The sequence below is a fragment of the Aquimarina longa SW024 genome (assembly GCF_001401755.1).
In the GTDB taxonomy this organism is placed as follows: Bacteria; Bacteroidota; Bacteroidia; order Flavobacteriales; family Flavobacteriaceae; genus Aquimarina; species Aquimarina longa.
In genome coordinates this window covers 1-21,904 of the sequence record NZ_KQ474099.1, presented here as the reverse complement: position 1 = coordinate 21,904, position 21,904 = coordinate 1, and the positions used below count along the sequence as shown (strand labels likewise).

Annotated in this window: 22 protein-coding genes and 1 tRNA gene; 19 read left to right on the top strand and 4 right to left on the bottom strand. The window is 32.1% G+C overall.

The window, feature by feature from the left end:
- Nucleotides 1–4: 4 nt before the first annotated feature.
- Nucleotides 5–775 carry an alpha/beta fold hydrolase gene (locus N456_RS09150; protein WP_062056140.1) on the bottom strand — a complete coding sequence of 257 codons (771 nt, stop codon included), beginning with the start codon at nucleotides 773–775 and terminating at the stop codon, nucleotides 5–7.
- A 299-nt stretch (nucleotides 776–1,074) separates the two neighbouring features.
- Here N456_RS09150 and mraZ point away from each other — a divergent pair, with 299 nt between their 5' ends.
- The 15 genes from mraZ (at nucleotide 1,075) to N456_RS09075 (ending at nucleotide 17,575) form a co-directional block, all read left to right on the top strand.
- Nucleotides 1,075–1,542 (top strand): division/cell wall cluster transcriptional repressor MraZ, encoded by a 468-nt coding sequence (mraZ, locus tag N456_RS09145; RefSeq protein WP_062056138.1) that lies wholly within the window; start codon nucleotides 1,075–1,077, stop codon nucleotides 1,540–1,542.
- Between the two features lie 63 nt (nucleotides 1,543–1,605).
- A complete protein-coding gene (rsmH, locus tag N456_RS09140) occupies nucleotides 1,606–2,511 on the top strand; it encodes a 16S rRNA (cytosine(1402)-N(4))-methyltransferase RsmH (RefSeq protein ID WP_062056136.1) in 906 nt (301 codons plus the stop codon).
- A gap of 49 nt (nucleotides 2,512–2,560) precedes the next feature.
- On the top strand, nucleotides 2,561–2,872 hold the full coding sequence (locus tag N456_RS09135) for an FtsL-like putative cell division protein (protein ID WP_062056134.1): 312 nt from the start codon (nucleotides 2,561–2,563) through the stop codon (nucleotides 2,870–2,872).
- A 6-nt stretch (nucleotides 2,873–2,878) separates the two neighbouring features.
- Nucleotides 2,879–4,873 carry a penicillin-binding protein gene (locus tag N456_RS09130; RefSeq protein WP_062056132.1) on the top strand — a complete coding sequence of 665 codons (1,995 nt, stop codon included), beginning with the start codon at nucleotides 2,879–2,881 and terminating at the stop codon, nucleotides 4,871–4,873.
- On the top strand, nucleotides 4,870–6,333 hold the full coding sequence (locus N456_RS09125) for a UDP-N-acetylmuramoyl-L-alanyl-D-glutamate--2,6-diaminopimelate ligase (protein WP_082422490.1): 1,464 nt from the start codon (nucleotides 4,870–4,872) through the stop codon (nucleotides 6,331–6,333). The genes N456_RS09130 and N456_RS09125 overlap by 4 nt, the downstream gene beginning before the upstream one ends.
- Nucleotides 6,334–6,374: 41 nt before the next feature.
- Nucleotides 6,375–7,610, top strand: a complete 1,236-nt coding sequence (gene mraY / locus N456_RS09120; RefSeq protein WP_062056130.1) for a phospho-N-acetylmuramoyl-pentapeptide-transferase — start codon at nucleotides 6,375–6,377, stop codon at nucleotides 7,608–7,610.
- Nucleotides 7,611–7,676: 66 nt separating this feature from the next.
- Nucleotides 7,677–9,032 (top strand): UDP-N-acetylmuramoyl-L-alanine--D-glutamate ligase, encoded by a 1,356-nt coding sequence (murD, locus tag N456_RS09115; RefSeq protein ID WP_062056128.1) that lies wholly within the window; start codon nucleotides 7,677–7,679, stop codon nucleotides 9,030–9,032.
- A 25-nt stretch (nucleotides 9,033–9,057) separates the two neighbouring features.
- Complete coding sequence (locus N456_RS09110; protein WP_062056126.1) at nucleotides 9,058–10,260, top strand: FtsW/RodA/SpoVE family cell cycle protein; 1,203 nt, start codon at nucleotides 9,058–9,060, stop codon at nucleotides 10,258–10,260.
- On the top strand, nucleotides 10,257–11,360 hold the full coding sequence (gene murG / locus N456_RS09105) for an undecaprenyldiphospho-muramoylpentapeptide beta-N-acetylglucosaminyltransferase (RefSeq protein ID WP_062056124.1): 1,104 nt from the start codon (nucleotides 10,257–10,259) through the stop codon (nucleotides 11,358–11,360). Before N456_RS09110 ends, murG begins: the two co-directional genes overlap by 4 nt.
- A gap of 18 nt (nucleotides 11,361–11,378) precedes the next feature.
- Nucleotides 11,379–12,725: a UDP-N-acetylmuramate--L-alanine ligase gene (gene murC / locus N456_RS09100; protein ID WP_062056122.1), complete on the top strand. Its 1,347-nt coding sequence runs from the start codon at nucleotides 11,379–11,381 to the stop codon at nucleotides 12,723–12,725.
- Complete coding sequence (locus N456_RS09095; RefSeq protein ID WP_062056120.1) at nucleotides 12,722–13,441, top strand: cell division protein FtsQ/DivIB; 720 nt, start codon at nucleotides 12,722–12,724, stop codon at nucleotides 13,439–13,441. The genes murC and N456_RS09095 overlap by 4 nt, the downstream gene beginning before the upstream one ends.
- A gap of 7 nt (nucleotides 13,442–13,448) precedes the next feature.
- Complete coding sequence (ftsA, locus tag N456_RS09090; protein WP_062056118.1) at nucleotides 13,449–14,801, top strand: cell division protein FtsA; 1,353 nt, start codon at nucleotides 13,449–13,451, stop codon at nucleotides 14,799–14,801.
- A gap of 78 nt (nucleotides 14,802–14,879) precedes the next feature.
- Nucleotides 14,880–16,841, top strand: a complete 1,962-nt coding sequence (ftsZ, locus tag N456_RS09085) for a cell division protein FtsZ (RefSeq protein ID WP_062056116.1) — start codon at nucleotides 14,880–14,882, stop codon at nucleotides 16,839–16,841.
- 174 nt (nucleotides 16,842–17,015) lie between these two features.
- Nucleotides 17,016–17,465: a GatB/YqeY domain-containing protein gene (locus tag N456_RS09080; RefSeq protein ID WP_062056114.1), complete on the top strand. Its 450-nt coding sequence runs from the start codon at nucleotides 17,016–17,018 to the stop codon at nucleotides 17,463–17,465.
- Between the two features lie 36 nt (nucleotides 17,466–17,501).
- Nucleotides 17,502–17,575: transfer RNA gene (locus N456_RS09075), tRNA-Arg, on the top strand.
- Nucleotides 17,576–17,980: 405 nt separating this feature from the next.
- On the opposite strand, the gene N456_RS09070 is transcribed toward N456_RS09075, so the two are convergent.
- A partial coding sequence (locus tag N456_RS09070) for a recombinase family protein (protein WP_205410267.1) occupies nucleotides 17,981–18,868 on the bottom strand: 888 nt, incomplete at its 3' end.
- Nucleotides 18,869–18,871: 3 nt separating this feature from the next.
- Complete coding sequence (locus tag N456_RS24400) at nucleotides 18,872–19,024, bottom strand: hypothetical protein (protein ID WP_158447866.1); 153 nt, start codon at nucleotides 19,022–19,024, stop codon at nucleotides 18,872–18,874.
- A gap of 489 nt (nucleotides 19,025–19,513) precedes the next feature.
- Between N456_RS24400 and N456_RS09065 the strand changes: the two genes are divergently transcribed.
- The 3 genes from N456_RS09065 to N456_RS09055 all read left to right on the top strand — a co-directional run bounded on the left by N456_RS09065 (nucleotide 19,514) and on the right by N456_RS09055 (nucleotide 21,030).
- Nucleotides 19,514–19,786 (top strand): site-specific integrase, encoded by a 273-nt coding sequence (locus N456_RS09065; RefSeq protein ID WP_148639274.1) that lies wholly within the window; start codon nucleotides 19,514–19,516, stop codon nucleotides 19,784–19,786.
- A gap of 348 nt (nucleotides 19,787–20,134) precedes the next feature.
- Nucleotides 20,135–20,797 carry a hypothetical protein gene (locus N456_RS09060; protein ID WP_062056108.1) on the top strand — a complete coding sequence of 221 codons (663 nt, stop codon included), beginning with the start codon at nucleotides 20,135–20,137 and terminating at the stop codon, nucleotides 20,795–20,797.
- Nucleotides 20,794–21,030 (top strand): hypothetical protein, encoded by a 237-nt coding sequence (locus tag N456_RS09055; RefSeq protein WP_062056106.1) that lies wholly within the window; start codon nucleotides 20,794–20,796, stop codon nucleotides 21,028–21,030. Before N456_RS09060 ends, N456_RS09055 begins: the two co-directional genes overlap by 4 nt.
- A gap of 4 nt (nucleotides 21,031–21,034) precedes the next feature.
- Here N456_RS09055 and N456_RS09050 read toward each other — a convergent pair whose 3' ends face one another.
- The gene (locus N456_RS09050; protein WP_062056104.1) at nucleotides 21,035–21,391 is read right to left on the bottom strand and encodes a hypothetical protein; all 357 of its coding nucleotides are present in this window, start codon (nucleotides 21,389–21,391) and stop codon (nucleotides 21,035–21,037) included.
- Between the two features lie 182 nt (nucleotides 21,392–21,573).
- Here N456_RS09050 and N456_RS09045 point away from each other — a divergent pair, with 182 nt between their 5' ends.
- On the top strand, nucleotides 21,574–21,876 hold the full coding sequence (locus tag N456_RS09045) for a hypothetical protein (protein WP_062056102.1): 303 nt from the start codon (nucleotides 21,574–21,576) through the stop codon (nucleotides 21,874–21,876).
- The last annotated feature ends 28 nt before the right edge of the window (nucleotides 21,877–21,904 follow it).

The window sequence follows — 21,904 nt, the reverse complement described above, 5'->3', positions numbered from 1 at the left end:
GTAATTAGAAGTTACGCTCTTTTAACCAGTTGTGTAATAATAGGTTAAACTTATCAGGATGCTCCATCATAGCGGCATGACCGCACTTATCAATCCAGTATAAGTCAGAGTCTGGTAATAATCGATTAAAATCATTAGCAACCTCTGGAGGTGTAACATTATCATTTTTTCCCCAGATAATACAGGTTGGGGTATTCATGTTAGGTAGATCTTTGGCCATATTATGGCGGATAGCACTCTTAGCTATAGCTAAGGTTCTGATTAATTTATTTCGATCATTAACAGTGGCATACACCTCGTCTACAATTTCTTTTGTAGCTATTGTAGGATCGTAAAATACATTTTCTGCTTTCGCTTTAATATATTCATAATCGCCTCGCTTAGGGTAGCTCTCTCCCATAGCGCTTTCATAGAGACCGGAACTTCCGGTTATAACAAGGCTTTTTACTTTCTCAGGAAACATCTTAGTGCATAAAAGCCCTATATGTCCTCCAAGTGAATTGCCTAGAAGTATAACTTCTTTGTCACCATAACCTAAATGATCTATAAAATCCTTAAGGTATTTAGCATATGTGCTAACCTTGGTTTTTAGTAAAGATAATGTGTAAATGGGAAGTTCAGGAATTAACACCCTGTACCCATGTTCAGGAAAATATGAACCTACACCTTCAAAATTACTAAGACCACCCATCAATCCATGTAAAATTATGATTGGTGTGCCTTTCCCTAAATCTAGATAACTAAATTTTCCGTCTTTTTCTAATTCGTGCTTCATTAATACTTCTTACAAGAATTAAACGCAAATATAGCATTTTCATAATTAGTTTTGAGTTTTTTTATGAATACTACTAAATGATTTTTTTTATTTTTTATTTGATCAATCATCTCTTCTTTGAATTGGTTAAAATCAGAGGTTTTTAAGGCTTTTTGTAGTGTGTTGATAAACAAAATATTAAGGATTTTGGTTCTAAAAGCCTTTTGATTTTACAGACAACTTATTAACAATGTGGTATATTGTGGTAAAAAGTGGTAATATTTTCAATATATTTGAATAATTAAACGTTTAATAGGTAAGTGATAAATCTAATCGGCACATACGAATGTAAAGCAGATGCTAAGGGGCGTTTGATGATTCCTGCGGCTTTTAAGAAGCAACTTTTGCCTATGCTAAAAGATGGATTTGTGTTGAAAAGAGCTGTTTTTCAGACTTGTTTAGAGTTATATCCAATGTCAGAATGGAATCTTTTGATGCAAAAAATGAACAAACTTAACCGTTTTAAAAAGAAAAACAATGATTTTATCAGAAGGTTTACAGCAGGGGTTAAAGTGATAGAGATTGACGCAACTGGTCGTCTCTTGATTCCTAAAGACTTAGTTAATTTTGCGGGAATTACTAAAGAATTAGTGCTGTCGTCAGCAGTTAATATTATCGAGATTTGGGATAAAGATCAATATGAAAAAGTAATAGATGATGTAGCAGATGATTTTGCAGATTTAGCAGAAGAGGTCATGGGATTTGATGATGAAATAACCATTGATTAATAGGATAGGGGATATTAAAATAAGTAGTTAGCGTTTGGTTTAACTGATTGATAAAGTATAAAGATGGAACAAACAGGATATCATAATCCGGTTTTACTTAAAGAAACAGTAGATGGGTTGGCCATAAAGCCAAATGGCATTTATGTAGATGTTACATTTGGCGGAGGTGGCCATTCTAAAGAGATAATGAAGCAATTAGGGAGTGAAGGAAGATTGTTTGCTTTTGATCAAGATCAGGATGCTTTAGATAATGCAATTGATGATGAACGATTTACTTTAATAAATGAAAACTTTAGATTTATTAAGAGGTTTCTTAGGTTTCATGGAATTAAAAAAGTAGATGGAATCCTTGGAGATTTTGGAGTTTCTTCGCATCAGTTTGATGTGGCAGATAGAGGTTTTTCGACTCGTTTTGAAGCGGATTTAGATATGAGGATGAATCAGAATGGAGCAATATCAGCATATCATGTAATTAATGAGTATGATGAAGCAGATTTGAGAAAGATGTTTCTACAATATGGAGAGTTGCGGAATGCGCCTAAGCTAGCTAGAGCGGTATCAGGAGCTAGAAAAGAAGAACCTTTAAAGACAAGTATTGCATTAAAAGAAGTGCTGAAACCATTTTTGTCAAAACATAGAGAGCATAAAATATTAGCTCAGATTTATCAAGCAATTCGTATTGAGGTAAATCAAGAAATAGAGGTGCTAAAAGAGTTCTTGGAGCAAACAATTGAGCTTTTGGATCAAGGAGGTAGAATTAGTTTGATATCCTATCATTCTTTAGAAGATAGGTTAGTAAAACGTTATATACGTAGTGGAATGTTTGAAGGAGAACCAGAAAAAGATATGTATGGAAATGTATCAGTTCCTTTTAAAAAGGTAGGAGGATTGATTGTTCCAAGTGATGAAGAGATTAAGCAAAATAATAGAGCACGTAGTGCAAAGCTTAGGGTAGCAGAAAGAATATAAAAAAACAAAACCGATCACCATCTGCTTTTGGGGAAAGGTAAATTGGGATATGAAACAAGCGGTTTATGATATATTAAAAGGTAAGTTTCTTATTGCAGATGATGCAATGAAGAATTGGAGAATGTTATTGTTTTTATCTTTTTTAGCAATAATAATGATTGCAAGTTCACATAATGCAGAAAGTAAGGTGCATGAGATTGCAAAATTAAATAATGAAGTTAGGGAGTTAAGAACACAATTTGTAGATGGCAAAACTGAATTAATGAGATTGAAAATGGAATCATCAATAATAAAGAAGATGATTCAAAAAGGATTGAAACGTCCAGCAACTCCTCCTAGGAAAATAATAGTAAAAAACTAAGCTATTTTGGCAATAAAAGAAAAAAACATATTAAATCGGTTGTACTTTATAGCAGCATGTATGTTCATTTTTGCTATTGTAGTATTAGTGAAATTAATCAATATACAATTTGTTGAAGGAGATATGTATCGTAAAAAAGCTCAAGAGCGAGTCTTTAAAACTTTTGATATACCAGCAAACAGAGGAAACCTATATGATAGTAAAGGTAATCTATTAGCAACTTCAGTTCCTAAATATGACGTGAGATTTGATGCACTTACGGTTACAGATAAGGATTTTAGAAGACATATTAAACCACTTTGTGAAGCGCTATCTAAAGAATTTAGGAAACCCGTATCTCATTACGATAAAATTCTTAGAACTGCTAGAGCTAACAAAAATAGATATTTATTGATTCGTAGAAATCTAGGGTATTCTCAGTATATGAGAATTAAAAAATTTCCTTTATTCGAATTAGGAGCTAATCGGGGGGGGCTGATCATAGAACAGCGTACAGTTAGAGAACACCCTATAGGAAAAATAGCAGAGCGTACTGTAGGATATGAAAGAAGAGATGAACAAGGGTATTACACTAGGGTTGGGTTAGAAGGAGCTTATGGACCTTTCTTAAGAGGTAAAGACGGGAAACGAAAGAAACAAAAGATAGCAAAAAATCAATGGAAACCTATCGGAGATGCTAATGAAGTAGAGCCTCAGGATGGATATGATGTCGTATCAACTATTGATGTTAATATTCAGGATATAGCACATCATGCATTACTTAAGCAGTTAGAAGCGTTTAAAGCAGAGCACGGGACTGTTGTGGTTATGGAAACTAAAACAGGAGAAATAAAAGCAATTTCTAATCTGGGACGTACCAACGCTGGGAAGTATTATGAAAAATTAAATTATGCTGTAGGAGAAGCTCATGAGCCAGGATCGACATTTAAGTTAATGACTATGGTAGCAGCTTTAGAAGATAAAGTTATTGATTCAAGTTATGTGATAGATACAGAAAATGGGCGAGTAAAATTTTATGATAGAGTCGTAAAAGATTCTAAATGGGGAGGATATGGTAAGATTTCTGCCGCAAAAGCATTTGAGTTATCATCGAATACTGCTTTCGCGAAAATGATACATGAGAATTATAAAGATAATCCAAGGAAATTTATTGATCGATTGATTAATATGGGATTAGGAGAAACGCTTGGGTTATCTATTAGAGGAGAAGGAAAACCTAAGATCCCATATCCGGGAGATGAAGATTGGTATGGCACTACTTTAGCATGGATGGCACATGGTTATGGCGTTGCTGTTACGCCTTTACAAACATTAGCATTTTATAATGCAATAGCTAATGGAGGAGAGATGGTAAAACCTCGATTTATTAGAGAGGTAAAAACTTGGGATAAGACAAGAGAGAAATTTGATAAAGAAATTTTGAACTCAGCAATATGTTCTAAGCAAACTGCAAAAATTGCTCAAGAAATGATGGTGAATGTTGTTAAAAGAGGGACAGCTACTAATATTAAGACTAATGATTTTCTTATAGCAGGTAAAACAGGTACATGTTGGGGAAACTATGGGAAAGACAAAGAACGAGAGTATATATCATCTTTTGCAGGATATTTTCCTGCAGACGAGCCTATTTATTCTTGTATTGTGGTTATTCATAAGCCTAATAAAAAGAAAGGATATTATGGTAGTGAAGTGGCTGCTCCAGTTTTTAAAACGATTGCAACAAAAATTTATAACGATATACCAGTTATAGATGAAGTGTCTTACACAGCAATCGAAAGTAATTCTGTAGTTAGTAGTTATGAAAAATATTATAAAAGCGCTCAGAAATATAAGACTATAATGCCCAATGTAACAGGTATGCCAGCAATGGATGTTATTTCACTTTTAGAAAACATGGGGCTCAAAGTAGAGCTAAGAGGATCAGGAAGAGTTAGAAAACAATCTATAGCACCAGGAAGCAAGGTAAAAATAGATCAAACTATAAGATTAGAATTATCGTGATAGAGTTAAAAGATATTCTGTATAAAGTGGCTATTGACGCTGTGATTGGTGATACAATGACAAGGGTTAATAAAATTGAATTCGACTCAAGAAAAGTTGAACAAGGCGATGTGTTTGTAGCTATTAGAGGAGTATTGTCTGATGGTCACGATTTTATAGAAAAAGCTATTGATAAAGGAGCTGTAGCTGTGATTTGTGAAGAAAATCCTCAAGTTACAGTTGATGGAACTGTTTACGTAGTAGTTAAAGATACTCAATCAGCATTAGCAATGATGGCTTCTAATTATTATGGATCTCCTTCAGAAAATCTTAAGTTAGTAGGAGTGACAGGAACCAATGGTAAAACAACAATAGCTACATTATTATATCAGTTATTTAAAAAAGCTGGATTTAAAGTAGGTTTGCTATCTACAGTAAAGATTTTAGTAGATAATGAAGTATATCATGCTACACATACTACTCCAGATTCTTTGACAATTAATTATTATCTCAAGGAAATGAATGAAGTAGGAGTAGAATATTGTTTTATGGAAGTTAGCTCTCATGGAATTCATCAAAAACGTACAGAAGGTTTAGAGTTTGTGGGAGGGATTTTTACCAATTTATCTCATGATCATTTAGATTATCATAACACTTTTAAAGAATATCGTGATGTAAAAAAGATTTTTTTTGATGAATTACCTACAAAAGCTTTTGCATTGGTGAATACTGATGATAAAAATGGAGCTTTTATGTTACAAAATACAAAAGCAAGACAGTATAGTTATGCCTTAAAATCATATGCAGATTATAGAGGGCAAATTTTAGAAAACAGTCTAGAAGGATTGTTACTAAAATTAAATGATAATGAAGTTTGGGCTAAGTTAATAGGAACCTTTAATGCCTATAACTTATTAGCAATCTTTGGAACAGCAGAATTATTAGGCTTGGAAACTATAGAAACACTTCAGTTAATCAGTGATTTACAGAGTGTGAGTGGTAGGTTTCAATACATGATATCTGATAATAAGATTACAGCTATAGTTGATTACGCACATACTCCAGACGCTTTAAAAAATGTGTTAGAAACTATTAATGACATTAGAACTACTAACGAGGTGCTTATTACTGTTGTAGGGTGCGGTGGAGATAGGGATAAAATGAAACGCCCTGTGATGGGTAATATAGCATCAAAGCTTAGTAATAAGGTGATCTTTACCAGCGATAACCCTAGAACAGAAAATCCAAATCATATTATAGAGGATATTGAAAGAGGAGTAGAGCCATTAGATTATAAAAAGACATTATCGATAACAGATAGAAAACAAGCAATTAAGACAGCGTGTCAATTGGCAGGAAAAGATGATATTATCCTTATTGCAGGTAAAGGGCATGAGACGTACCAAGAAATTAATGGAGAGCGAATTGATTTTAATGATTTCGAAATTGTCAAACAAGAATTAAAAAAACTAAATAAATAAATCCTTTTAGTCTCTTCTGTGAGAACAAAAGGTGATGACCTATGTTATACTATCTATTTGAATATTTAGAAAGCGAATATCAGTTCCCTGGGGCAACGCTTTTTCAGTTTATCACTTTTAGAGCAGCAATAGCGATTATAGTATCATTGCTGATATCTACAATTTATGGGAAACGAATCATAAATTTCCTTAGGAAAAAACAAATGGGAGAGAGTATTCGCGAATTAGGTTTAGATGGTCAGGCAGAAAAAGCAGGTACGCCAACTATGGGAGGGATTATTATTATTCTATCAACTTTAGTTCCTGTATTACTGTTTACCAAGCTTCATAATATATACGTAATCTTGTTAATCATTACAACATTATGGATGGGAGTTATTGGTTTTACAGATGATTATTTAAAAATTAAAAGAAAAGATAAAGAAGGATTAGCAGGGAAATTTAAAATCATAGGTCAGGTAGGACTTGGTATTATTGTAGGATGTATCATGTATTTTCATAATGATATCACAATCAAAGAGGAGAAAGTAAAAACAGAAATAGCGCAGACTGTAAATGTAGAAGGAGAAGAAGCGTCGGATTTTAATCCAGCCATAAAATCAACAAAGACTACAATACCTTTTTTTAAAAACAATGAGTTTGATTATTCGGATTTAATTACATGGATTAGTCCAGAGATGATGAAATATGCTTGGTTGATTTTTATTCCTATTGTGATTTTTATAGTTACAGCAGTTTCAAATGGGGCAAACCTAACGGATGGGATTGATGGATTAGCAGCAGGATCATCTGCTATAATGGTATTAACTTTAGGATTGTTTGCTTGGGTGTCAGGAAACATTATTTTTTCAGATTATTTAAATGTAATGTATATCCCTAATTCTGGAGAAATGACAATTTATATAGCAGCATTTGCAGGGGCACTGGTAGGATTTCTGTGGTATAATACTTATCCAGCACAAGTATTTATGGGAGATACGGGTAGCCTTACCATTGGAGGGATTATAGCAGTAATTGCAATTGCAATACGCAAAGAGTTTTTGATCCCAATCTTATGTGGCATCTTTTTCATTGAAACGGTCTCTGTGATGATGCAAGTAAGTTGGTTTAAATATACCAAAAAGAAATATGGAGAAGGAAGAAGGATTTTTTTGATGTCACCATTACATCATCATTATCAAAAGAAAGGAATACATGAGAGTAAGATTGTTTCAAGATTTTGGATAGTAGGGATTTTCCTAGCAATTATAGCGGTAATTACTCTTAAGGTGAGGTGATATGTAGTTTAATTCTTGCATATAATTATGTAAGTGTATTACTTATGATAAGTAAAATGTAAAATCATGAATCATAATTCAAAAATCAAAAAGCGACTTGTCGTTTTGGGAGCAGGAGAGAGCGGAGTGGGAACCGCTATTTTGGGTAAAAAAGAAGGGTTTGATGTTTTTGTTTCAGATAAAGGAGTAATTGCAAATAACTATAAGGAAGTTCTTAAAAATTTTGAAATAGAATGGGAAGAGCAAGGTCATACAGAAAATAAAATTCTGAATGCGAATATTGTAATGAAGAGCCCTGGGATACCAGATAAAGTAACATTAATAGAAAAGTTACATGTAAAAGGAATCCCTGTGCTATCAGAGATAGAATTTGCAGCTAAGTATACTGATGCGCAGATTGTAGGTATCACAGGTAGTAATGGTAAAACTACAACAACTATGCTTACACACTATGTGTTAAAACAAGGAGGCTTACAGGTGAATATGGCAGGTAATATTGGAGATAGTTTTGCAAAACAAGTTGCAGAAAAAGATGCTCCTTTTTATGTGTTAGAACTTAGCAGTTTTCAGTTGGATGGTATAGAGGATTTTACCCCACATATTGCAATCTTAACTAATATTACACCAGATCATTTAGATCGGTATGAATATAAAATAGAAAACTATATCGCATCTAAATTTAGAATTGCGATGAATCAAAAAGAAGAAGATTACTTTATCTACGATGCAGATGATAAAATGATAGTAGAGTATTTGGTTAAACACCCTATTCGTTCAAGATTATTACCTTTTTCATTAACTAAAAAGGTAGAAAATGGAGCATATGTAGAGGGAGAAAATATAATAATAACAATAGATAACAATAAAATAATTATGTCAACAACAAATTTAGCCCTAAAGGGAAATCATAATGTGAAAAATGCTATGGCAGCTTCCACAGTATCGCAGTTATTAAAGATTAGAAAAGCTACCATAAGAGAATGCTTGGAGAATTTTCATGGAGTAGAACATAGGTTAGAAAATGTGTTGAAGATTAATAATGTACAATATATTAATGACTCTAAAGCAACAAATGTAAATGCTACATTTTATGCACTAGATGCTATGAAATCAGCTACTGTTTGGATTGTAGGAGGTGTAGATAAAGGAAATGACTATACCGAATTATATCCGTTAGTTAATGAAAAAGTAAAAGCGATCATTTGTTTAGGAGTAGATAATTCTAAAATTATTAATGCATTTGGTAATTGTATTGATTATATAGTAGAAACACAATCAATGAAAGAAGCTGTTGAGATGGCATACAAGATAGCGGATAGAAATGAAAATGTATTATTGTCTCCAGCTTGTGCTAGTTTTGATTTGTTTAAAAATTATGAAGAAAGAGGAAGGCAGTTTAAAGAAGCGGTAAGAGAATTGTAAGTAAGTAATAAGAAGCAGTGTATTAATGACGAAAGTACTAGGGAATATAAAAGGAGATAGAGCAATCTGGGCGGTAGCAGCTTTGTTGGCGTTGTTTTCGTTCCTCCCAGTATATAGCGCTAGTAGTAACTTAGCATATCTATATGGTAATGGAGATACTTTTGGTTTTTTAGTAAAGCATTTTGCACATTTAGTTTTAGGTTTTTTAATTATGTATGGAGTGCATAAAATACCATACCATTATTTTAAAGGACTTTCTATAATCATGATACCTGTAATAGTAGTGTTATTGATTGCTACTATGGCTCAGAATACAACTATAGAAGGAGCTAATGCTAGTAGGTGGATTCGTTTGCCCTTTGTAGGGGTTACTTTTCAGACTTCTACTCTGGCAGCTGTAGTGCTCATGGCTTATGTCGCAAGATATCTTTCGAAGATTAAAGATAAAAAAGTTTCTTTTAAAGAAACAATATTGCCTCTTTGGTTACCAGTGTTTTTAATGTTGATTTTGATATTACCAGCTAATTTTTCTACAGCAGCAATTATATTTTCAATGGTTATTGTGTTAGTATTTCTAGGAGGATATCCATTAAAATATATTTCGGTGATATTAGGCTCTGGTCTTTTGATATTAGCATTCTTTGTTTTGTTTGCAAAAGCATTTCCAGGAGTGTTTCCTAATAGGGTAGATACTTGGGTAAGTAGGATAGAAAATTTTGCAGATAAAAAAGACACTCAAGAAGACTACCAAATCGAAAGAGCAAAAATAGCGATTGCCAGAGGGAAAATTATCGGGACAGGTCCAGGTAAAAGTGTACAAAGAAATTTTTTGCCACAATCATCATCAGATTTTATTTATGCTATTATAATTGAAGAATGGGGTTTTTTAGGAGGAGTTTTTCTAATGTTGTTGTATATGTTATTATTGTTTAGACTTATTATTGTAGCTCATAAGAGTGTTGATATTTTTGGAAAGTTATTAGTAGTAGGAGTAGGGTTGCCTATTGTTTTTCAGGCATTGATAAATATGGCTGTAGCTGTAGAGTTATTTCCAGTTACAGGACAGACATTGCCACTTGTTAGCAGTGGGGGAACATCAATTTGGATGACCTGTTTAGCAATCGGAATTGTATTAAGTGTAAGTAGTAGAAGAGAAGACCAGATAGAAGGAGAGCATATAGAAGAAAAAGAAGATAATCCATTAGAAGTTTTGAGAAAGGTTTTATGAGTAAAGAGCTAAGAGTCATATTATCCGGAGGAGGAACAGGAGGACATATCTATCCTGCAATAGCTATTGCGAATGAAATAAAGAATAGATTTCCTAATGCATCTATTTTATTTGTAGGAGCTAAGGATCGTATGGAAATGCAAAAAGTACCGAAAGCAGGGTATGAAATAGTAGGATTGTGGATTAGTGGTATTCAAAGAAGATTAACCCTGAGTAATCTTTTGTTTCCAATAAAATTGATAAATAGCCTTTGGAGATCTAAGAAAATTATAAAAAAGTTTAAACCAGATATAGTTATAGGAACAGGAGGATTTGCAAGTGGTCCATTATTAAGAATGGCAGCTTCAATGAAGATTCCTACATTACTTCAGGAGCAAAATTCGTTTCCTGGAATTACAAATAAGTGGTTGTCAAAGAAGGCGCATAAAATATGTGTAGCTTATGATCATATGGAACGTTTTTTTCCGAAAGAAAAAATTGTAAAAACTGGAAACCCTGTTCGTCAGGATTTGTTGATGATTGATGGAAAGAGAGATCAAGGGATTATGAAATATAATCTTGATCCAGAAAAGAAAACAATTTTGGTTATAGGAGGAAGCTTGGGAGCAAGGCGAATTAATCAACTGATAGAAAAAGAACTCAGTTTTTTTGCAGAAAAAGATGTTCAGGTACTTTGGCAATGCGGTAAGTTGTACTATGATGATTATAGGTTGTATAGTGATCAAAAAAAGGTGCAAGTACATCAGTTTTTGGATACAATGGATTTAGCATATGCAGTTGCTGATCTTATAGTATCAAGAGCAGGGGCAAGTTCTGTTTCGGAGTTGTGTATTGTAGCAAAACCAACAGTATTTATTCCTTCGCCAAATGTAGCTGAGGATCATCAGACTAAAAATGCTAAGGCTATTGTAGATCAAAAAGGAGCAGTAATGCTAAAAGAAAATGAGCTTGATGAACGATTTAGGCCTACAATTTCAGAAATAGTAGAATCAAAAGAAATACAGGTAAAACTCTCGGAAGCAATAAAAAAAATAGCATTACCTAATGCTACTTCAGATATCGTAGATGAGATTGAAAAAATAATAGAACATAAAAGTTGAAAGAAACTGTAAGAATACATGAATAAGGAGTTAGAAAATATACAGAATATATACTTTATCGGTATTGGGGGTATCGGGATGAGTGCTCTTGCTCGATATTTTAAATTTTTAGGTAAAAATGTAGCGGGATATGATAAAACACCTAGTCAGATTACATCAGATTTAATTGATTTAGAAATCCCGATTCATTTTGAAGATAGTATTGATCATATTCCTAAAACCTTTTTGAACATTGAAGATACATTAATCGTATATACTCCAGCTATTCCTAAGGGTCATAAAGAATTGATGTATGTTCAGAATGCTAATTTTTTGATAAAGAAAAGAGCAGAGGTATTAGGTATTATAACTAAAGGTACTTATACCCTTGCAGTGGGAGGAACACATGGTAAAACAACAACAACAGCTATTCTTGCTCATTTGCTTAAAGAAAGTGGAGCAAAAGTAACTGCTTTTCTAGGAGGGATAAGTGAGAATTATAACTCTAATCTAGTATTAGAAGGTAATGAAGTCGTAGTAGTAGAGGCAGACGAATTTGATCGATCATTTTTGCAATTATATCCAGATATTGCAGCAATAACCTCGATGGATGCAGATCATTTAGATATTTATGAAAAAGCAAATGCATTAGAAGAATCTTTTATAGAGTTTTCATCACGTGCAAAAGATCACCTTTTGATTTGTAATGGATTGCCTCTTTCTGGAATTACTTTTGGAATTGAAGATGATTCAGAGTATTGTGCTCAGCATATAAGAATAGATAATGGAACATATATTTTTGATTTAAAAACACCACATAAACTCATTCGGAACTTGCATTTAAACCTTCCAGGTAAACACAACTTGTTAAATGCTATTACGGCCTTTGCTATAGCGATGCTTTACGGCTCCCCGACCGAATCTTTAGCAAAGGCTTTATTTTCTTTTAAAGGAGTACAACGAAGGTTTAGTTATCATATCAAGACAAGTGACTTGGTGTATATAGATGATTATGCACATCACCCCACAGAGATTAATGCATTACATCAAGCGGTAAGAGAAATGCATCCTAATAAAAAAGTGTTAGCTGTTTTTCAACCTCATTTATATAGTAGAACCAGAGATTTTGCTTCTGATTTTGCAACTAGTCTTAGTTATTTTGACGAAGTATTGCTTCTAGATATTTATCCGGCACGAGAATTGCCTATTGAAGGAATAACATCAGAATGGTTATTAGGTATGATCACTAACGAAAATAAAAAACTGATAGAAAAAAATAATTTGATTAAAGAAATTGTAGAAAATGATGCTCAGGTAATTGTAACAATAGGGGCAGGAGATATAGGGGAAGAAGTAAGAGGTATAAAAGAAGCTTTATTAGTATGAAAAAAACACTTTTGATATCATTAAAATTTGGAGGGCTTTTTATATTATTAGTGTTACTTTTTGCGTTTTCTAGTAAACGTAATAACCAACGAAAAATAAATAAAGTACAGATAGAATTTATTGAAGAACAGAATCCTTATGTGGATGAAGTGGCGGTTAATAAATTGTTAATACAAAATCAGAATAGAGTAACAAATGTAGGCAAAGAAATTTTAGTTTTGAATACTGTAGAAAAAGAACTCGATTCGCATAAAATGATTGAACGTTCTGATGTGTATCTTACTGTAAATGGAAAGCTTAGAGCGACAATCAAGCAACGCACCCCAATTGCGAGGATTAATGCGCTTACTCCTTTTTATGTTGATGCTACAGGAAATAAGATGCCTTTGTCAGATAGTTATTCGGCTCATGTGCCAATTATTCATAATGTATCAGAACGAGAAATCGAGAATGTGTATCCTTTATTGAAAAGAATTCAGAAAGATGAGTTTTTAAAAAAACATGTTGTAGGAGCTTATTTAAATGTTGAAGGTGATTATGAATTAGAATTACGAGTATATACGTTTACGTTAGTTTTTGGAAAAATAGAAAATTTAGATATTAAGATTAAAAATCTTAAGGCATTTTATCAAAAAGCATTGAGAGATAAAAGCCTTGAAACATATAAAAAAGTCAGTTTGCAGTTTAGTAATCAAGTAGTGTGTACAATAAAATAATACCACCATGGGACGAGAAATAAATGAAATAGCGGTAGGATTAGATATAGGAACTACCAAGATTGTAGCCATGATAGGTCGATACAATGAGTATGGAAAGATGGAAGTATTGGGGATAGGTAAATCCAAAAGTCTGGGAGTGCATCGTGGTGTGGTAAATAACATAACACAAACCATTCAGTCAATACAGCAGGCAGTTCATGAAGCAGAAAATGTTTCAGGATTAAAAATTAATGATATAACTGTAGGTATTGCAGGTCAACATATTCGTAGCTTACAACATAGTGATTATATCACAAGATCTAATGCTGATGCCGTAATAGATGAAGATGATATAGAAAAATTATGTAATCAAGTGCATAAATTAGTAATGCTACCTGGAGAAGAAATCTTACATGTATTACCACAAGAATATAAAGTAGATGGCCAAGCCGAAATAAAAGAACCAGTAGGAATGTATGGCGGAAGATTAGAGGCTAATTTTCATGTTGTTGTAGGACAAGTAACTTCTATCCGTAATATCGGGAGATGTGTAAAAAGCTCTGGGTTAGAATTATCTGATGTTACTTTAGAACCATTAGCCTCAGCTAATGCTGTATTAAGTCAAGAAGAAAAAGAGGCTGGGGTAGCATTGATTGACATAGGAGGAGGTACGACAGATTTGGCTATTTTTAAAGATGGTATTATTCGCCATACAGCGGTAATTCCTTTTGGAGGAAATGTTATTACAGAAGATATAAAAGAAGGATGTTCTATTATAGAAAAACAAGCAGAGTTGTTAAAAATAAAATTTGGATCTGCTTGGCCAGGAGAGAATAAGGATAATGAGATTGTTTCAATTCCAGGACTTAGAGGAAGAGAGCCTAAAGAAATTACATTAAAAAACTTGTCCAAAATCATTCACGCACGAGTAGTAGAGATTATAGAACAGGCTTTTTTAGAAATTAAAAACTATGGACATGAATCACCTAAGAAAAAACTAATAGCCGGAATTGTATTAACAGGAGGAGGGTCACAATTGAAACACCTGAAGCAATTAGTAGAATATATTACAGGTATGGATACAAGAATAGGATATCCAAATGAGCACTTAGCTGGTAATAGTGATATAGAAACGACAAGTCCTATGTATGCAACTGCTGTAGGATTAGTAATGGATGGATTGACTCATCTAAAAAGACAACGAAAAATAAATAAGGAAGAAACTATTGAGAATTCTCAAGAAGTTATACAAGCAGAAACAACAATAGAAGATTCAGTAGTTGAAGAAGAGAAACCAAGAAATGATGTAAAACCAAGGATGAATATTTTAGAGAAGTGGACAGAAAAGTTCAAAGAATTCTTGGATAATGCAGAATAAATAATAGACAAATAATGTTCATTATATGAACAGTGGGAGAATATAAAAAAAGTTAGGAGAACCAGAAAATTAGCAATTATGAGTAATAATGAGGGATTTGAAAATATTTCGTTTGATTTACCTAAAAATCAATCTAATGTGATTAAGGTAATAGGAGTTGGAGGAGGAGGTAGTAATGCCATTAACCACATGTTTCAGCAAGGTATTAAAGGGGTAGATTTTGTCATTTGTAATACAGATGCTCAGGCATTAGAAAATAGTTCTATACCTAATAAAATACAATTAGGGATTTCATTAACCGAAGGGTTAGGAGCCGGTGCAAATCCAGATGTTGGAGAGCAATCTGCACTAGAGAGTTATGAGGAGATAAAACGGATGTTGGATACGAATACCAAAATGATATTTATCACGGCAGGTATGGGTGGAGGAACCGGTACAGGAGCAGCTCCAATTATTGCCAAAATGGCAAAAGAGTTAGATATTCTAACTGTTGGGATCGTAACAATTCCTTTTCAATTTGAAGGACGGATGCGTAATGAGCAAGCGCAATTGGGAGTAGAAAAACTTCGCGCACATGTTGATTCTTTGGTAGTTATCAATAATAATAAATTACGCGAAGTTTATGGTAACTTAGGATTTAAAGCTGGCTTTTCAAAAGCAGATGAAGTTCTTGCTACAGCATCTCGTGGTATAGCCGAAGTTATAACACACCATTACACACAAAACATAGATTTACGAGATGCCAAAACAGTGTTGAGTAATAGTGGTACAGCAATTATGGGGTCTGCTAATGCCTCTGGTAATAAACGTGCCCATGATGCTATTGTAAAAGCTTTAGATTCTCCATTGCTTAACGATAATAAAATTACAGGAGCAAAGAATGTACTCTTGTTAATTGTATCTGGTAAAGAAGAGATTACTATTGATGAGATAGGTGAGATTAATGACCATATTCAACAAGAAGCAGGTCATGGAGCAAATATTATCATGGGAGTTGGGGAAGATGAATCTCTAGAAGAAGCTATTTCAGTAACTGTCATAGCTACAGGATTTGATGTAGAACAACAAGATGAAATTGTAAATACAGAAACTAAGAAAATTATCCATACGTTAGAGGATGAGCAAAAGGCATCAATACAGAACTTGTCTCCTAAATCCACAGCTAATGTTACTCCTTTACGATCGCCTTTACCTAAAAAAGAAGAAATAATTGTAAAACATACATTAATAGATGATGATGAGATTGATGAAGATACGATGTTAGTACCTACAACAGATCTTTTAAAGGATATAGATGTATCATATGAAGTAGTGGATTCTTTTTCTACGGATAATGATTTTGTGATTATTAATGCGCAAGATATTATTAAGCAAATAGAAGTGAATGATGAAAAAGAAGTAAATACTATAGAAGAAAAGAAAGATCAATTTGCGTTAGCATTTGATATGCCTGTAGAAGAGGATAAAAAAGAAGTATTTTCTTTAGAAGACTCCATTTCTAAAAAGCAAGAACCAGAAGATGAAGAAAGAACGATAATATTTGATTTAAGTGACGATATTTTAGATTTAGAAGTTAAGGATCCAATTGAAGTTGTTCCTGTTGGAGAAGTAACAGAAGGAGGAGGCCGTAAGTATAGCCTAGAGGACTATATGGAAGAAGAAAAACGATTAACAGAAGCGAAGCCAGCAGAAGTTATAGAAAAAGATGAAGAAGTTATTTTAGAAAAGAAAACTGTAGTTCCAGTTCCGGAAACAAAAAATATAGAAGATGAGGACCCTATAAATCAGCCTATTTCTGAAACCTTAAAAGCCAGAGCAGCAGAGCGTAGGGCTAAAATGAAAGAATTTAATTATAAATTTAGAAATAATGCCTCTAATATTGATGATATCGAAAAAGAACCAGCCTATAAGAGAGCAGGAATTGATGTAGATGCTAGACCAAGTGAATCAGGACTTTCCAGAACTTCATTAGGAACAGATGATAATGACGACATACAGTTACGTAAAAACAATTCTTTTCTACATGATAATGTAGATTAAACAAAATAAAATACTCTTTTTGAGGGCTTACTAAAAAAAATGTCAGTTATGAGAAGTTAAATTTAATTTTCATAAAAAAAGAATATATTAAAAAATACAGATAACCGATAATCTAAGGTCAGATTATCGGTTTATTTTTTATCTTCGCAATCCAAAAGATTAAAATCCATTATTATGAGTTTAGAACAAAAAGTAATGATCGCAATAAAAGAAGCTATGAAAGCTAAAGATACTAATGCGTTAACATCATTGCGAGCTGTAAAATCAGCTATTTTGTTAGCTCAGACAGAAAGCGGAGCCAAAGAAGAACTTACAGAAGACCAAGAGTTGAAATTGTTACAAAAACAAGTAAAACAACGGAAAGATAGTGCTACAATTTTTAAAGAGCAAGGGCGAGATGATTTGGCAGAACCAGAGCTAGCACAAGCAAAAGTTATTGAGCAGTTTTTGCCAGAGCAGCTAAGTGAATCAGAAATAGAAAAAGTAGTAGTAGATATAATTACCAAAACTGGAGCATCAGGAATGAAGGATATGGGCAAAGTGATGGGAATGGCAAATTCTGCATTAACAGGAAAGGCAGATGGAAAAACAATCTCTACAATAGTAAAGAGTAAATTATCATAATTTTTATCATTTAACTGTTATAGTTGAATGCTATATGGCCGCGTGGCGCAACTGAATAGCGCATCAGATTTCGGCTCTGAGGGTTGGGGGTTTGAATCCCTCCGCGGTCACAGAAGCGGACAAATTAGGTAAAACTAATTCTTGTCCGCTTTTATTTTTTAGTAGACTCTTTGATAAACAGCTTGTTAACTCCATTATTGGATTTATAGAAGAAGTTTGAACTCGGTCATTTTTTCGATTATACACTATTCCATCGGGAAAGAGTATTTTTTGTAATTTTTGCTTCCCTGTATAATCACTTAACTCCCATATTTTGTGAAGGTTAGAAAATAATTGCAAAGCTTTCTCAATATAATTATCAAGGTTTGAACTCAAAGAACTACTATTCTGGATTTCTTGCTCAATTTCTGCTTTTTCATTAGTAAACTTATCCTTGAATTTTCGATACAATTCAACTTCAATTTCACCAATTACATAACGTTCCTGCATCTTCTCGATTTTATCTTCCAGAACCNGCAACTGGCAAAACCTTTTAGAGGTAGATTCCCATTCTTTACATTATGTTTACTTTTTTGTTTATTAACACCATTAACCTTAAGAAATACTTCTTTAGAAACTATAGGTTTATGGATTCCTTTCACTACTTTTCCTTCTATTAAGCTATGAGAGAGCAATCCGCAATAGACAGGATTCCTAAACATATCCGAAATCCGTTGTTTATAGATTTTTAGTCCTAGTTTTTTTAAACGCTCTACAATCTCAACATTAGTAAGATTTTCATTAGCTTTCCATAAAAATGCCTTTTTTACTAGTGGAGCTTGGTCACTATGCACTATAATAGGCTTATTGCTTTCATTTCTTGTATTCTTATAGCCCAATGGTGCAACTCCCATAAAGTAACCATTTAACAGCCTATGTCGCATACCTCTGATCGTATTAGTACTTTTTACATCATTATCATATCTACTATACAACAAATGAAAACCTTGCATAAAAGTTCCAGTAGGTGTATCACTATCTACATTTTGAGCAATAGACAATACTTTAATCCCCTTTTTCTTTAGATTCTCTACAGTAGCGATAGCAAGCCCACCTGTTCTTGAATAACGATCTAAACTATACACGATAATATTAGTGATTTTCTTACGCTTTACATAAGCCAACATCTCTTTATAAGCTTTTCGTTCGTCAGTTTTAGCACTTTCATTAATTCCTCCAAAATAAGCATAGACGACATAGCCATTTTGCTTAGCAAAATCTTCACATAATTGTTTTTGACTCTCTAAGCTAGTATTTTCTTTTTGTTTGATATCAGATACTCTAGTGTAGATAACCGCTTTATTGTTTCTAACGATTTTATTAGTATTCTGTTTTGCAAAACTTTGAAAGTGTTCTAATCCCATCTTTTATAATAATTTATGTACTAATAATGATACTTCTTTTAAGGTGGTAATAATCTTCAATACTTCTTGATCTGATAGCTTTTCAAATCCATCAAAAGAGCGAAGCTCATCGATTGTCAATACACGTAAATCATTCTCTTTTTTAGCGTCTTCCATTTAAGTATATATTCGTTTTCTAAAAACGAATATATAGCCATAGCTTGTCTTAAATTCTACTCTTGATAATATTGACTCAGCTAAGAAAACTTTGTCACACATATGGACAATTTTGTTTTTTGCTAGTCTCCTATTTTCTATGTAATAAATTGATTTTATGAACATAGAAGTCTGGCGTAAGACAATTTTTTACCTTGTCTAATATCATTATTATTTTTATGAGATACAAAACTTTTTGAGAATTAAGACAATACAGAAGATTATTATTCTAATGACCAAGCCTTTTTAATAGTTTATTTTTAGTCAACTTATTAGTTGAAATAACGAAAAAGAGACAAATGATTATTAAAATACTTAAATTCTAGAAAAGCCTAGTTTATACTTCTGACATGATTTATTTAAACAAAAAACTATTCATTAAGAAATTCTAAACAGAATAGTCTACAAATAATCTTATTAGAGTGTACTAAATGAAAAATGATTATTTGTTTGGAGCAAATCAAACTCCTTCTACTGCCAAAATGGGAAAATTATATGGGTAAACATTTTAAGAAAGTTAAAGGTCATTTCGAATTTAGTAGTGATTACACCTTATATGGTTTTAAACACGTGGCTGTAGTAAATTGGTATGAAAAAGAAAAAGATATTCGTGAAATTCAAAAAATGTGCCGCCACTCTAGTGTGTTAATGACTGAGCGTTATCTTAAATTTTTAGGTTTATTAGGTGATAAAGATGCTGTTTCTGAACTACCAGAGATTTGATAATTTGACAAACACAATTTTCCAGTTTGAATTTAATCCTTCTTAAGTAAAAAATTGTAGACTATTGTATACTTTGTTATTTCACTATAAAAACACTATAAAATTGCATAAAAGTTGTACAAAATTTTGTGGTAAAACTGTATCCTATTTAAGGTTAACTTTCTATATCTTTGACTTAGTTATAATTACCACAGTACTAGACAATACTAGTTTTATTTTTCTCTATATTTAAGGATTGTTTAATCTCTAAATATAGAATCATGAAAAGATTTATACTTTTTCTTTTATTATTATTGTCTATATCGGTATTTATATCATGTGAATCAACAGATATTAATGAAGATATAAATGGAATTGATAAAGAAGAAATCCAAGAAGAGGGCGAAAGGTAAATTAAAGCCATTATTTATTTTAGTGTTTGCAGTATTTGCTTTTACTGCACCTTTCATCCATATTTTTTATCCAAAAAAAGATATACTTCTAATTAAAGAAGAAGCTATTTTAACAGCTAAGTTCGAAACTAAATCTATTTCAGAAGAACAATATAAAGTTTGTAGTCAAGAATTGGTAAATAGTTATAAAGTTTTCGGTTTTAATAATATCCGAAAATTTTGGTATGCAGCAGGTAGAAATATTTGTATGCTTTTTTTCTCTTTTATATTAATGTACACTACATTTTTTATAACTGATAAAGAGGTTAAAAAAATTACTTTAACATGTGCTTTTTTGTTCATGGGTATTTCAACTTATTATGTCATATGGACTTTTTGGTGGAGGCAAGATTTTCCTAAACAAGCATATTTTATGGCTATAGGAGTGGCATCTCTATTATCTACATTAATGTCGTATTTTGTTTTAGGACATTTTAACAAAATCCTCACATACCTATCTAACATACACAAATTGACTGACTTTATAATTAGTGATGTTAAAGAAAAATATATTGACAAGAAAAAAGAGAAAGATTACACTGTTGATGTTATTAAAGTAATAGATTCTTTAAAGAAATGAAAAAAAAAGAAGCATTACGAAAGGTTGAAAAAAAAAGCTTGTTTCTTTCAGAAAAATCTAAAACCAAGTTAATTGACCAAATTAATCTAGAAATTGTCGAGGAGTTACAAAAAGAAAGTAAAAAAAAAGAACAAACAATAAGTAGACTTTTCTCCGACTTAACATTAAAAGGTTACAAAACAGAAGTAATTTGTAATATAATTTTAACTCCTATATTTTCAGACTCTTATTAGAATATTAATCATTCTTATTAATAATTTCTTGTAATTTAAGTATTATTCCATCCTTAACTAGATTGTCTATTTTTTCTTTAAATATATCCTCTTCCATTAAACGATTCCAATTTTTATAAACATCTATTGCTAGTTCTGAAATACTAATATCATCTTCTTTAAAGTTTAACTCATTAGACAATTTTTTTTGTAGAAAATTTTCTATCTCTTTTAAAGTCGATTCTCTTGGCTTTTTGGAATCACCATCTTTAATTTTCTGTACAGCATAAGCTGTTAATGTAGTGTTTTGTGCAACTTCATATGCCGTAATGTTGTTTTCTATTAATTGACTTACAATTTTCTTAGTTCTATCTAGATTCATTTCAAGTGGGGTTAAAATATACAACTTTTATGCAATTTTATTTTAAGTATATACAATTTTTGTATATATTAGCAATAAGAGAATATATACTCTTTCAAATATATGAAAACTGTACTTGCATATGCTAAGTATAAATTTTCTTAATCATTTTAAGTTACAATTCTAATAAATAAGATTAACAAATGACAACTTCTAGTCTTAAAGAAAGGAGAATACATCTTTTTGAAGAAAGAGTATTTGCACTATTGAATATTAACCAACAACAATTTAATAGTTGTGTAGAAGAGCATGGAGGGTATGCTTTATTATTACGTAATTGGATCAAAGAAGCGTATATACAGCGATTAACCTCTCTAGAGATAGCAACTACTATTCGCAAGTCTCCATTAGCACTAAGTAGTATAAAAAACAGTAAACCATTATCCCTAAAATCAAGAAAAAACAATACAAAAAATCGATATATTAAAAATTACTTAAAACCTTAAAAAAAAATGAAACCCCATATAGCCCACC

Coding starts and splice junctions, on each gene's coding strand:
- N456_RS09150 (WP_062056140.1), bottom strand. CDS start 775: ATGAAGCACGAATTAGAAAAAGACGGAAAATTTAGTTATCTAGATTTA.
- rsmH (WP_062056136.1), top strand. CDS start 1,606: ATGGAACAAACAGGATATCATAATCCGGTTTTACTTAAAGAAACAGTA.
- N456_RS09135 (WP_062056134.1), top strand. CDS start 2,561: ATGAAACAAGCGGTTTATGATATATTAAAAGGTAAGTTTCTTATTGCA.
- mraY (WP_062056130.1), top strand. CDS start 6,375: ATGTTATACTATCTATTTGAATATTTAGAAAGCGAATATCAGTTCCCT.
- murD (WP_062056128.1), top strand. CDS start 7,677: ATGAATCATAATTCAAAAATCAAAAAGCGACTTGTCGTTTTGGGAGCA.
- N456_RS09110 (WP_062056126.1), top strand. CDS start 9,058: ATGACGAAAGTACTAGGGAATATAAAAGGAGATAGAGCAATCTGGGCG.
- murG (WP_062056124.1), top strand. CDS start 10,257: ATGAGTAAAGAGCTAAGAGTCATATTATCCGGAGGAGGAACAGGAGGA.
- murC (WP_062056122.1), top strand. CDS start 11,379: ATGAATAAGGAGTTAGAAAATATACAGAATATATACTTTATCGGTATT.
- N456_RS09095 (WP_062056120.1), top strand. CDS start 12,722: ATGAAAAAAACACTTTTGATATCATTAAAATTTGGAGGGCTTTTTATA.
- ftsA (WP_062056118.1), top strand. CDS start 13,449: ATGGGACGAGAAATAAATGAAATAGCGGTAGGATTAGATATAGGAACT.
- ftsZ (WP_062056116.1), top strand. CDS start 14,880: ATGAGTAATAATGAGGGATTTGAAAATATTTCGTTTGATTTACCTAAA.
- N456_RS09080 (WP_062056114.1), top strand. CDS start 17,016: ATGAGTTTAGAACAAAAAGTAATGATCGCAATAAAAGAAGCTATGAAA.
- N456_RS24400 (WP_158447866.1), bottom strand. CDS start 19,024: ATGGAAGACGCTAAAAAAGAGAATGATTTACGTGTATTGACAATCGAT.
- N456_RS09060 (WP_062056108.1), top strand. CDS start 20,135: ATGGAATTGATAAAGAAGAAATCCAAGAAGAGGGCGAAAGGTAAATTA.
- N456_RS09055 (WP_062056106.1), top strand. CDS start 20,794: ATGAAAAAAAAAGAAGCATTACGAAAGGTTGAAAAAAAAAGCTTGTTT.
- N456_RS09050 (WP_062056104.1), bottom strand. CDS start 21,391: ATGAATCTAGATAGAACTAAGAAAATTGTAAGTCAATTAATAGAAAAC.
- N456_RS09045 (WP_062056102.1), top strand. CDS start 21,574: ATGACAACTTCTAGTCTTAAAGAAAGGAGAATACATCTTTTTGAAGAA.